Raw genomic sequence first — 12,833 nt, forward strand, 5'->3', positions numbered from 1 at the left:
ATACTGCAGGTCGTAGCAGTTTACGTTATGATTAACCTAGACATTAAAACGGATTATAAAGGGAGCAGAAACCATGGCAGACGTGGATATCAATCAAATCATTACCACACTTAAAAAGCGGTTTACCGCACAAAATCAATTTGTCTTTTGGTATGACGACAATGGCGACTTTGCCGACAGCATTACGGAGATTCAGGCGGCATTGGCGGATATCGCCGAAGTTGTGGTGATGGAGCCCGGTCAACAGTTGGCAACGAAGCAACATCTACTCACGTTGCCCCGCCAGCAGAAGGCCTTGGTCTATTCACCAGCTGCCGAACCTGCGCTTGAGGAGGATCATCTCCGAAGTATCGTCTGGTACTCAGGGACGTTCAGTGCCGACTCTAAAGAAATTTTGCGTAAAGAGCTTGGATTACCGGATGACTTGAAGCCATTTATCAAAGAGTATGCCAACTTTTTTGCTAGCATTCAACGGCGGAAGAGTCTTGGACGCTACGACGTTGCAAGTTATCAGAAGAAGCCAGAGCTGGCCATCATGGCTGTCTTGGTTCACTTAGATCAACCCATCGTTGATTTTTTTGACTTGCTACAGGAATTGTTAGCTAAAGGGGTTAAGGACAATTCGGTGCTGGCAGACTTTGAAAAATTCGGTGTTTTACAGGTGTTCTGGTCAGAAATCGCTGAACGTTTTGGATACATTAGTCAGCAGCCACAGCTTGAAGAACTGATGACGAGCATGTATTTAACAGTAGTGTACCAACAGATGGACAAGCCACTGCCAAAGAGTCTCACACAGTATGATTTGAGCGCGCATGGCGCGAACGTGCGGACCTTAGTGCAACAGTTTAGTAACCGGAGAGAGAGTACCACGGCTCAGGGCGAAGATAGCTTTGATAGTATCGCCGATGTAGTTTGGCGTGACGTCGATGGTGATCGGTTGTTCAGGAATACAAAAATTGATGATTTGGCGAAGTCTGATGTTTTCCCCCGGTTTGATCAGCGGATTCTACTGTGGATTCAAGAGAGATTGCAAATTGAGGACTTGGACAGTCGTCTAAATGGCAAGACAGTGGTCGAAACGACGCATCAGCGGCTAGAAACACACTACGGCAGTAAGCCACGTTTTGCGCGGCTCTACCGAATGATGCGCAAGGCCTGGTATATTGTCCGCAATGCCCACCAACAGCCTAAGGATAACCTGCAAGGGATGATAGACGATTACATCAGTACGGGCTACAAGATGGACACAGACTATCGGAAATTTACGTATTATTATCAACAGGCTGGAATGCCAGAACAGTTTGCGCAAACTAAAAAGTTGATTGAGTCCATCTATGTTAACAATTATCTTGATAACTCCATTTATGCCTGGAATCAGGAACTGGATTATTCTGAAATTAAGCCCAAGCATCTACAACGGAACTTTTATCGATTCCATGTTTCACCAGAAAAGAATCGGGTCGTCGTGATCATCTCCGATGCATTTCGGTTTGAAGCTGCTAAGGAGCTTCAAAAACGACTGAGCCATGAAGATCAAGTGACTGGTTTAGATATGAATTATATGATTACTGGATTACCATCAGTAACGTATCTTGGGATGCCATTGTTGCTACCAAATCGTAAACTGAGTTTGGATAGTAAGAATAAAAAGATGACAGTCGATGGGCAATTAGCTGACAGTTTGGAACATCGTCAAGAGATCTTGAAACGCTACAATCCGAAGAGTGCGGCATACGCTTTGGATGAGTTAAAGGGTGCAACAGCTAAGGGTATCCGTTCCAAGTTCACAGGGCAGGAAGTCGTCTATATTTATCATAACCAAGTTGATGCAATTGGCGATAACAAGAAGACAGAGGATGACGTTTTTAAGGCAACTGAAGAAGCAATTGACGAGATTCAGCAGCTGATTACGCGTTTGCGTACGCAGGGTATTGTCCAAATCTACGTTACGGCTGATCATGGTTACATTTACAGAAATGATCGGCTTAAAGAAACGGATAAAATTGAAATTACCAAGGAAGATGGGGATGAGAAGTCGCAACGGTATTTAATCTCATCTCGAAAATTTGAGACGCCAGGTATTGGCCATCAGAAGTTGAGTACAATTCTTGCAAATGATGATTCTAAAAATGTGTACTATCCGAAGACGGCTAATATTTTTAAGGCTGTTGGTTCATTTAACTACGTTCACGGTGGTGCCTCTTTGCAAGAAATGTTAGTGCCTTTGCTAGAAGTGAGAACGACGTCTAGTCGCTCCGCTGCTCATGATGTTGAGTTGGAGTTATTCAGTATGAATCGCCAGATCACCTCGCTGACGGTCCCCCTGGTTGTTCGCCAATCCGCGGCCATCAGTTCAACGGTTATTCCAGCCGAATTCAAGCTGTACTTTATCAATGACCAAGATCAACAGATCTCTGGCCAGACGATGGTTAATGCCAATAGCCGATCAGTTTCTGTGAAGGATCGGATGCAAAATGTGCAGGTCGTTTTAGCAGATCACGATTATGATAAGCAGAAGAACTATTACTTGGTTATTGAAAATATGAATAATGGTGAGAAGACGGAAACGCCGTTTACAATGGATATTGCAGATTTGAATGATTTTGATTTCTAAATGATTTTGGCGGTATGATTGACTTAAAAGGGTGGTGATTCTCGTGGAGCAGGAGTCGTTATTTGCCAATCAACAGAATAGACCGTTGGCCAGTCGGGTGCGGCCGCAGTCGCTTGCGGATTTCGTGGGCCAGGCGCATTTACTGGGACCCGGCAAGATTCTTCGCGAGCTGATTGAAAATGATGAGGTTTCGTCGATGATTTTCTGGGGACCACCCGGTGTCGGGAAGACCACGCTGGCAGAGATTATTGCGCGGCAAACGCAGGCGAAGTTTCTGCGGTTCAGTGCCGTCGACAGTAGCATTAGTCAGATCAAGAAAATCATGAAGCAGGCGGCAAGTGACATGGCGATCGGCGAGAAGACCATCGTGTTTGTCGATGAAATCCACCGCTTCAACAAGGCTCAACAGGACGCCTTTCTCCCGTACGTGGAACGCGGCAGTATCGTGCTGATCGGGGCGACAACTGAAAATCCTTCGTTTGAAATTAACTCGGCGCTTTTATCTCGTTGCAAGGTTTTCGTGCTCAAGGCGTTGGAAACCAAGGATATCGAGCAGCTCCTGACCAATGCGCTGGCAAGTCCGGATGGATTCAAGGGTAACGTTAAAATTGGTGATGATGAGCTGCGAGCGATTGCTGAATTTGCTAACGGCGATGCGCGAAGTGCCCTGAATACGCTAGAAATGGCGGTACTCAATGGCAATAAGCAGGGCGACCAGGTGACCGTCAACATGGCGGATCTGAAGCAGCTGATTTCGCAGAAGTTCGTGCTTTACGACAAGACTGGCGAGGAGCACTACAACATTATTTCCGCGCTGCATAAATCCATGCGCAACAGTGATCCGGACGCCGCCATTTACTGGCTGTCACGGATGCTAGAGGGTGGCGAGGACCCGCTGTACATTGCACGACGGGTGGTGCGGTTCGCTAGTGAGGACATTGGTCTGGCCGATACGAATGCCCTGAACGTAGCGGTCAACGTCTTTCAGGCGTGCCAGTTCTTAGGGATGCCGGAGTGTGACGTGCATCTGACGGAGGCTGTGACCTATCTCGCGCTGGCGCCGAAGTCTAACGCCATTTACAAGGCTCGGCAAGCGGCCAAGCAGGACGTCAAGGAGACACGCGATGAACCGGTGCCGCTACAGATTCGCAATGCCCCGACCAAGCTGATGAAGGACCTGGACTATGGGAAGGATTACCAGTACGCCCACGATACCAAAGATAAGTTGACCACGATGCAGACGTTGCCGGACTCACTGGTGGGCCATGAATATTATCAGCCTACGAATCAGGGTAGAGAGGACCTGTTCAAGAAGCGCCTGGACTATGTGAAGCAGTGGCGACGCGAGCATGCGGATGATGGTAAAGAGTAAACTAGCTGGTAAATGCTGTTTATTGAAATCTAAGCGATATTTGAATAAATAGCATCGCTTTGCTAGATGTTTATTGAAAATTAAGCGATATTTGAATAAACAATGTCACTTTGCGAGCTGTTTATTGAAAATCAGGCGATATTTGAATAAACAACGCCATTTTGAGAGCTGTTTATTGAAAATTAAGCGATATTTGAATAAACAATGTCACTTTGCGAGCTGTTTATTGAAAATCAGGCGATATTTGAATAAACAACGCCATTTTGAGAGCTGTTTATTGAAAATTAAGCGATATTTGAATAAACAGTGCCACTTTGCGAGCTGTTTATTGAAAATCAGGCGATATTTGAATAAACAATGCCATTCGGTGAGCTGTTTATTCAAATATCGTCTTTTTTTAAGATTAGAATTGAATTCCACTGGTAGCTTTTAAGAGCCAAATAAATATACCAAAAAATAAAATGAGAAAATAATTAAAATTACCATTGCATTTTCATTTCCACCCACCTATAATACAATCAATACTTAAAAAACGTTGAGGAAAAAAGTAGTTCTCGTAGCGATGCGCAGTGAGTCACGGTCAGTGGAAAGTGACCATCAAGCGGGGACGAAAATCATTTCCGAGTTCGATGCTGATATGTAGGTAATCGTGGTGGCCACCATTATTTGGCTAGCGGATGTTAGTCCGCGATGAGTGTGATGGATAACCGTCACAAAAAGGTGGTACCGTTCTACTTGTAGAGCCCTTTTCCCGTAGTGGGAGAAGGGCTCTTTTGACGTTTAAAACTAAATTAGGTTGTGGAGGAATCAATATGGATAAGACAGTAACTAGCAAACCGCGCAGAAATCTTGGGCAACTATTAGTGGTAAGTTCCCTGATTTTTGGGATGTTCTTTGGTTCCGGCAACTTAATCTTCCCAGTGCACCTGGGGCAAATGGCAGGGGGCCACTGGTTCACCGCAGCCCTGGGGTTCGCCATCTCTGGGTCGTTATTCCCGTTGTTAGCAATTCTGGCGGTCGTAGTTACCAAGAGTGACGGGCTCTATGATCTGGCCAAGCCGGTGGGCCGGCATTACGCCGCGCTGTTCTTGATTTTGGTTCACCTGACCATCGGGCCCTTCTTCGGAACGCCCCGGACGGCCGCTACGGCGTATGAAATGGCGTTACAACCATTCTTGCCTAAGCGGTTCGACACGGTGGGAATGTTAGTCTTTACCGGCTTGTTCTTCGGTGCGGCTTACTTGCTAGCGACGCACCAAAATAATCTGGTCAAGGTTGTCGGCAAGTATCTGAATGCCGGCTTCCTAACCATGTTGGCGATCATTTTTGTGGTCGCGTTCATCAATCCGATGGGTGGTTTGGATCATGCGGCCACGACGGCTTACCAGAGTAATGCGACGATCAGTGGGTTCTTGGAAGGCTACAACACGGTGGATGCCGTGGCATTATTGGCTTTGAGTGTTACGTTTGTCCATGCCGTCCGTGGTTTGGGGTACCACGACCGTGAGCTGACTAAGTTAACAGCGAAGGCCGGGACACTGAGTATTGTTTTGGAAATCTTGATCTACTTCGGTTTAGTTTTGCTAGGGGCATTCAGTTTGAGCAAATTGACGCTGTCCGCCAATGGTGCGGTGGCCCTCTCACAAATTGTCGGTCACTACTTCACGCGGTTCGGGACGGCCTTCCTGGGTGTCCTGGTCACGTTAGGGGTCTTCACCACGGCGTTGGGCTTGGTTACATCCTTTGCCCAAGACTTCCACAAACTATTTCCGAAAGTCAGCTACCTTAATTGGTTGCGAGTAACCACGTTTGTTTCCTTCTTGGTTGCTAATGCGGGGTTGAATACCATCATTGCCTGGTCATTGCCCGTATTGATGTTGCTATACCCGCTGTCCTTGGCATTGATCCTTGTGTCGTTGACCGTTGCTAAGCGGCCGTATGCTGGGATTGTTTACAAGCTGACGATTGCCTTTACGGTGGTACCAGCTGTGTTAGATATGTTGGCCAATTCACCACAGGTGGTGACCAGTTTTGGTCCGGTTGCCAGCGTCCTGAACTTCTATCATCAGGTCGTAACATTTGCTAGTCTAGGACTTGGCTGGTTGGTGCCAACGTTTGTCGGCTTCGTGCTGGGTATCGTCTGGGGCCATCTCCGCTGGGCGAGTGAACAGTCTACGGTGGTTGAAAAGTAATTGATTTGAATAGAAATTTAGACATCGCACGGATTAATTTCCGGTGCGATGTTTTAGTTTTCCTAAAGACTGCGAAAAACGTGAGACCATTTTACGGAACTTTACATTAGTAGTAAGTGTAGGGGCGATTTGGAGCAGTTTGATATTTGTTTGGTGGCTAACATGGTATACTTTCAAGGATATGATTATCAGCATTAAGGGAGGTTTCACCCATGACCCAACTCTATTTTCTCTGTACCGGAAACTCATGTCGTAGCCAAATGGCAGAAGGCTTTGCCCGGCAGATGGCGCCACAGGATTGGCAAATTGCCAGCGCCGGTGTCGAACGGCACGGTCTAAATCCATTAGCTGTCAAGGTGATGGCGGAACGGGGTGTCGACATCAGTCAGCATCACTCCAAACTGATCGATAATGATTATTTACAGCACAGCGATATGGTCGTGACGCTGTGTGGGGATGCCCGCGACAAGTGTCCAATGACCCCGCCAACGGTTGCCAAGCGCCACTGGCCGTTACCGGACCCCGCTCAAGCGACCGGGACCGATGAAGAAGTTCTCGCTGTTTTCCGGCAGGTTCGAGATGACATTGAGGGCCGAGTTAAAGAACTGATTCAGACACTAAGCTAAGCCGATCGTTGTTGCTAAAATAGTGAAGTTAAGTGATTGCGTCGTGGTTAGGTGAGAGAGATGACCTAGCCACGATTTTTATTTTTAAGGCGGCGATACTCCCCCCCAGTAACCTAATCACGCCACTAATCAGAAAAAATATGAACAAATTACCAACAAACAGTTGATATTTCACAAGGTGTGGGCGATACTGGGGTTAGTTGGTTCACTGAACCATGATGTTAGTTTCTGTTATCGCTTCCAATCGAATTATCAATGAGTCAGCTCGATATCACAGTTAGTTGGTATTATTGCTGCACTAACAGTAACGACTTGAGAAGTGGTGCAAGAACGACCTAAGGAGGGATTGGATGGTTCGTCGTAGTATGAATCGTAATCAGTTGCATGATCAGAACTTGAAGTTCGTTCTGCAGCAGATTTTTAATAACCATCCCACCTCGCGGATCGAAATTTCTCACCAGCTTCACCTAAATAAGTCAACGGTCTCATCTCTGTATAACACCCTGATGGCCGAAGGTTACTTGACAGAATTAGGCCTGGGGGAGGCTTCCACTGCAGGTGGGCGTAAGCCGACGTTAGTTGAAATTAACCAGAATTATGGGTACACGTTGACGTTTGATTTGGGGTACCGGCACTTACATGCGCTGGCAACACGTTTAGACGGTCACGTTTGGCAGTACGACCGGATTGAAACCAAGGATCAATCGATCCATGAAATGGTCACGCGTATTCAGCGATATATTGCGGACACGCAGGCGGCGGATACCAGTAGTAACGGTTTGCTGGGTATCTGCTTCTCCATTCACGGAATCGTTATGAATAATAAAGTCGTCACGTCGCCCTTCATTAAGATGGATGGCGTTGACCTGGAACAGGTCTTCACGGACGCATACCAGGTGCCCGTGGTTTTGGAAAACGAAGCCAACCTGTCTGCCGTCTATGAACGTGACTTTAACGGCGCCCGGAATCTGAACAGTGCCGTTACCATCAGTATTCACCGTGGGATTGGGGCCGGGGTCATCTTGCACCGGGACCTCTTCCGTGGTGAACACGGGGATGCCGGTGAAATTGGGCGCACGGTTGCCAGCTTGCAATTTGACGATGCGGGTAACGCCCGGCCAATTCACGCCGAAGATATCTGCTCGGAAGATGCCATCATCCAACAGGTCGAGGAGCACAAGCAATTGCGTGATCTTGACCGAGATGACATCGTTCGCCTGTACAAAGATGGTGATCCGGAAACAGCTCGAATTCTGAAGACTTTCGTGACCGGAATTGCCGGTCTGATCTACAACACGATGCGGACGCTGGATCCCGATGCTTTCTTTATCAACTCGCCATTAATCGAGGAGTTGCCTGGAATTTTAGATGACATTCGGATCGCTTACCGGAAATTGTCCGAAAACGATGACCGGGGTATCGAGCTGACCAACAATGCGCGACTGGCCACGGTTTTGGGTGGGTGTTCGCTGATTACCCACCGTGTGTTGAACCTGAATGGTTACGAGTTGAACTTTGACCGGCCGAAGGCAAAAGATACTGAAATTTAATTGTAAATTACGTACAAGAAAAGCAATGACCGACACGATGAATTTCGCGTCGACCATTGCTTTTTGCATTGTTGTGAAGTTAGTTCCGTTTGCGGAAGCGAGTAGTGATCCCGATGAGACTAGCCAGCAGGAGTCCCAGACCAATCAGCGGTGATGTGCGGTGCTCATTGGTTTGGGGAAGAACAGTCTTGGCTTGCTTGTCTAACGGTGTTGCTTGATTAGTGGCGACACGGGTTGCAGTTCTTACTGGCGTAGTCAGGCGTTGGGGATGGCTCGCCACTGTTGCAACTTTTGCGGCGTTACCACTGTGTGTCGTTAAGTCTTGTTGTGTTGGCTTAGCTGGTGTGACCATGTCGGGTTGTTGCTTAACTTTGTTGATGCCTGGCGTAATCGTTGCGCCATCACCACCTGAAGTGACTTTGTGGTAGGTTACGGTGACGGTTTGGTCGGCCGGACCAAATGTACCAGTTGGGTTGCTGGCTGAGTCCAATTGATAACCCTTGATGACCGGCGTCTTTACCTGATAAGCGGTTCCCGACTGACCAGTTAACAGTGCGTCTGGCAATAAGGAATTACCTTGGTTGTCTTGGTAGTGGACGGTGACGGTTACCGTACTGGTTGGGGTCACGGGTGGTGTTACAACCGGTGGCGTCACCGGTTTGGTGGCATTCTTCGTGTAATACAAGGTGATGGTCTGAGCCTGATTGGAGAGGGTTCCCGTGATGGCGGCGCTTTGATTGCGGACGTCATCGTAGGTGTAACCGTCAACGGCCAATTGATCTGGTGTCAGTGCGTAGGGGTCGCCGGTCATTTTGTCAGTTCCAAAGCTCAGATCGGATTTGATAGTGGCGGTGTCGTCGGCTTCATCCCGGTATTGAACGGTAATGGCCGCCGCTTTTTCTGCGTTGTCGTAGGGGATGAGAACGGTGAAATTATCCATCCGACTACTCGTCAGGTCAGCACGCAGGTAAAACTTGTGGTTGCCAGGCGTTGCGACCCCCACTGAATCAGCATATTCTCCATAGGTGCCACCGTAGTAGTAGGTACTTTGTGGTTTAATGTTGGTGAACTGGATACTGCCGTCAGTGTTGACGGTGTAGTCATCTGATGTCATCCCAGAATAGTAGAGTGAGAAGATTTGATGACCCTGAAATGGGTTGCCAGCGACATGGATTTGCTGGAGCTGCGTTTCAACAAGTTTAAAATTTTCAGAGTTAATTAAAAATGGTCTGGCCAAAGTGGCATTGTAATTTTGCGGTAACTGAATCAATGGGGCGACCGTAATGGCGTGCGTCGTTTGGTCTACAAATTTTTGCTGAGCGTAGTCGACGACAAAGTTTTGGTGACTGATTTTAAGCGATGCGATCTGCTTAGCATCAAGCATTGAGAAATCACCGATCCAGTTATACATGACGTTCAAGGTCGTCAGCTTTTTAAGGCCTTCAAGTGGTTTGAGGTTGACAATTTTGTTGCGAGAAACGTTTAAGGTCGTCAAGTTTGTGAGGCTAGCCAGAGGCGTCAAGTCAACGATATCTCCGTAAGCCCCAGATCCAGTCGGTAAGGTTTGCAGGTTCATGTAATCTATACCATTGTCATAAGAAAGATCGAGTGAAGTCAAGCCAGTCGCGTACTGCAAGCCTTCCAGAGAAAATGGTGTTTGCCCATCGATATAAACGGTGCTGTCAATGGTATGAGCAGTTGCGAGACTCGTCAAACCAGTTGCGATATTGTCCTTGGTAATTTGAGAAACATCGATACCCATGGCCTTGGCAACCATCTTTTGAAGGATCTTGTTGGGCATCCAAACGTCAATTGATTCGTTGACCGGAGCCGAAAGTGGGGCCGCGGTGGCAACCGGAGTTACTGGTGCAGTAGGTGCGGTGGAAGCTGGAGCTGGATTGGTCGGTGGTGTTGGCTCGTTTTGGTGTGGTGTTGGTGCCTGGAGACGTTTGGCTGGTTTATGTACAGCGGGACTTTCCGTTACTGAGGGGTCACCAGCGGGGTTGGCAGGTTCCTCTGATGACTTGGGTTCTGCCGGTTGATTAGTTGGTGCAGGGGGAGTCGTTGGTTCTGTCGGCCCGTCCGCGGGTACTGGTTTAGGTGCAGTTGGTGTATTTGGAGCAACTGGTGCAGCTGGTGTGGGTACAGTCGGCGCTACTGGGGTTGGCGCTTTTTCTTCAGTAGTCGTGGTGGGATCAGTGGCCGTGTTTGTCGTGTCCGCTTGGGCAACGGTTCCACCGAAGGCGAAGACTAAACCAGCCGAAACGATACCGGCGAAAACCCAGGATTTCCCACTCTTATACATTTTGTAGCGTAATGTGACGTTAGTTGACTTTGACATGAGGCTCCTCCTTTGGCGCGGTTCCTTACTAGCATTATGAGTACTTAATTATTAACCTCAGTATAGGAGGTTTAGCTAGAATAGTCTATAAGATACCTCATAATATTTAGGGTCCTAACTACAGGGGAATGTCAGCTGAAATTTGACTGAAATGCTTATATGTCAAGGAATCTGAGAAGGATAATTGAGCTGAAATGAAGCAAATAAAGACTAAAAAATATTTTCTCATAAATAAAATTGTGGATAATTTGACTATTACTTAAATATTACGGCAAATTTTCAGTCACATGCGGATGGCTTCTTTCTGAAGCTGGGACGGGTGGTTTCATTGAAGACGGACCAACAGTAAGTGTGTGGGACCTAACTGTATTGTTGAAGAATTACTGACTTATGTTAAAAGACCACGGTATTAAAAAGTTAGTAATTTCGGTCCTTATATAAAGGAAAAGAAACAGATCCGTCCAAATCGTTACGCCCCGTAAGCATTTCCCGAAAGCCCCGATTACCGCCTTTAGAAATCGCTAACAATTTTTTAAATCTTTTTCTCGAAAACGCTTGCATTAACACAGAAACCTTGTATAATTGAATTTGTAAGTTGGTTGTCGCAACGAACTAACTAGGAGGGTTTTTATAAATTATGGCAGAAGAATATTGGAAAGGTATCGACAAGATTCAATACGTCGGTCATTCAGATAAAAAATCAGGTTTAGGCTTCCAGTACTACAATCCAGATGAAGTTATTGGTGGCAAGAAGATGCGCGATTGGTTACGGTTTGCCGTAGCTTACTGGCACACTTTCGATCAACGTTTAGTTGACCCATTTGGTGATGGTACCGCTCAACGTCCTTACGACAAGTACACTGATCCTATGGACTTGGCTTTAGCCAAGGTTGATGCTGCATTCGAATTTTACGACAAATTAGGTGTAGATTACCTTTGCTTCCACGATCGTGACTTAGCTCCAGAAGGCGACACTTTACGTGAAACCAACGCTAACCTGGACAAAGTTGTTGACAAGATCGTTGAATACCAAAAGACGAGTGGCATGAAGGTTCTGTGGAACACGTCAAACATGTTCACCAACCCTCGGTTTGTTGAAGGTGCTGCAACCTCACCATACGCTGACGTCTTTGCATACTGTGCCGCTCAATTGAAGCACAGTTTGGAAATTGGTAAGCGTGTCGGTTCTGAAAACTATGTCTTCTGGGGTGGCCGTGAAGGTTACGAATCACTCTGGAACACTAACATGAAGGAAGAACAAGAACATGCTGCTAAGTTCTTCCACATGGCTAAAGACTACGCTAATGAAATTGGTTTCGATGCACAAATGTTGCTCGAACCAAAGCCAAAGGAACCAACGACTCACCAATACGACTTCGATGCTGCAACCACTATCGCATTCATGAAGGAATACGGTTTGGACAAAGACTTCAAGTTGAACTTGGAAGGTAACCATGCTAACTTGGCTGGCCACACTTACCAACACGAAATCCGTGTTGCTCGTGAAGCAGGCTTGTTAGGTTCATTGGATGCTAACCAAGGTGACAAGTTGATCGGCTGGGATATTGATGAATACCCATCTAACTTGTACGAAACGACTGCTGCTATGTCAGAAGTTGTTGATAACGGGAGTATCGGCCCTCGCGGTGGTTTGAACTTCGATGCTAAGCCTCGTCGTTCATCATTCGCCCCAGAAGACCTCTTCTACGGTCACATTGTAGGTATGGATAGCTTTGCTGCCGGCTTACGTGTTGCCGTTGCTATGAAGGAAGACGGCTTCTTGGACAACTTACGTAAGAACCGTTACAGCTCATACGAATCAGGTATCGGTGCTGATATCGAAAGTGGCAAGGCTGACTTCAAGTCCCTTGAAAAGTACGCTATCGACATGCCACAATCTAAGTTGATTGCTGCTACGCACTCAGATCACTTGGAAGAAGTCAAGGATACGATCAACCATTACATCATTGACACTTTGAGCAAGTAATCTTGCGCTCTGCGAAATAAAATATCAATAGAATGGCGGACGGACGGTGTGTTCGTCCGCCATTTTTATAACCAACGGGTTTGATACGGCTTGAATCTAACCGCCTTACCGGGTGGCGAAAATAAGCCGGAACGCTGGGGCGGACGCCTGG

The 12,833-nt window shown here is 47.1% G+C and carries 7 protein-coding genes; 6 read left to right on the top strand and 1 reads right to left on the bottom strand.

Annotated elements, in window-relative coordinates; all coding sequences use genetic code 11:
• The first annotated feature begins 73 nt into the window (after positions 1 to 73).
• The 5 genes from pglZ (at position 74) to FD07_RS00925 (ending at position 8,354) form a co-directional block, all read left to right on the top strand.
• Entirely contained in the window at positions 74 to 2,614 is a 2,541-nt protein-coding gene (gene pglZ, locus FD07_RS00905) for a BREX-1 system phosphatase PglZ type A (RefSeq protein WP_020089478.1), read from the top strand.
• A 43-nt stretch (positions 2,615 to 2,657) separates the two neighbouring features.
• A complete protein-coding gene (locus tag FD07_RS00910) occupies positions 2,658 to 3,986 on the top strand; it encodes a replication-associated recombination protein A (RefSeq protein ID WP_020089477.1) in 1,329 nt (442 codons plus the stop codon).
• A gap of 812 nt (positions 3,987 to 4,798) precedes the next feature.
• Positions 4,799 to 6,178 carry a branched-chain amino acid transport system II carrier protein gene (gene brnQ, locus FD07_RS00915; RefSeq protein WP_020089476.1) on the top strand — a complete coding sequence of 460 codons (1,380 nt, stop codon included), beginning with the start codon at positions 4,799 to 4,801 and terminating at the stop codon, positions 6,176 to 6,178.
• Positions 6,179 to 6,390: 212 nt separating this feature from the next.
• Positions 6,391 to 6,804: an arsenate reductase (thioredoxin) gene (gene arsC, locus FD07_RS00920; RefSeq protein ID WP_020089475.1), complete on the top strand. Its 414-nt coding sequence runs from the start codon at positions 6,391 to 6,393 to the stop codon at positions 6,802 to 6,804.
• Positions 6,805 to 7,154: 350 nt separating this feature from the next.
• Entirely contained in the window at positions 7,155 to 8,354 is a 1,200-nt protein-coding gene (locus FD07_RS00925; RefSeq protein WP_020089474.1) for an ROK family transcriptional regulator, read from the top strand.
• A 79-nt stretch (positions 8,355 to 8,433) separates the two neighbouring features.
• On the opposite strand, the gene FD07_RS00930 is transcribed toward FD07_RS00925, so the two are convergent.
• Complete coding sequence (locus FD07_RS00930; protein ID WP_020089473.1) at positions 8,434 to 10,695, bottom strand: MucBP domain-containing protein; 2,262 nt, start codon at positions 10,693 to 10,695, stop codon at positions 8,434 to 8,436.
• Positions 10,696 to 11,332: 637 nt separating this feature from the next.
• Between FD07_RS00930 and xylA the strand changes: the two genes are divergently transcribed.
• Positions 11,333 to 12,682: a xylose isomerase gene (gene xylA / locus FD07_RS00935; RefSeq protein WP_020089472.1), complete on the top strand. Its 1,350-nt coding sequence runs from the start codon at positions 11,333 to 11,335 to the stop codon at positions 12,680 to 12,682.
• The last annotated feature ends 151 nt before the right edge of the window (positions 12,683 to 12,833 follow it).

The sequence above is a fragment of the Levilactobacillus parabrevis ATCC 53295 genome, from assembly GCF_001434055.1.
In the GTDB taxonomy this organism is placed as follows: Bacteria; Bacillota; Bacilli; order Lactobacillales; family Lactobacillaceae; genus Levilactobacillus; species Levilactobacillus parabrevis.

Excerpts from the sequence above, each read along its gene's own strand:
- FD07_RS00930 (WP_020089473.1), bottom strand. The coding sequence starts at position 10,695 with ATGTCAAAGTCAACTAACGTCACATTACGCTACAAAATGTATAAGAGT.
- brnQ (WP_020089476.1), top strand. The coding sequence starts at position 4,799 with ATGGATAAGACAGTAACTAGCAAACCGCGCAGAAATCTTGGGCAACTA.
- arsC (WP_020089475.1), top strand. The coding sequence starts at position 6,391 with ATGACCCAACTCTATTTTCTCTGTACCGGAAACTCATGTCGTAGCCAA.
- xylA (WP_020089472.1), top strand. The coding sequence starts at position 11,333 with ATGGCAGAAGAATATTGGAAAGGTATCGACAAGATTCAATACGTCGGT.
- FD07_RS00925 (WP_020089474.1), top strand. The coding sequence starts at position 7,155 with ATGGTTCGTCGTAGTATGAATCGTAATCAGTTGCATGATCAGAACTTG.
- pglZ (WP_020089478.1), top strand. The coding sequence starts at position 74 with ATGGCAGACGTGGATATCAATCAAATCATTACCACACTTAAAAAGCGG.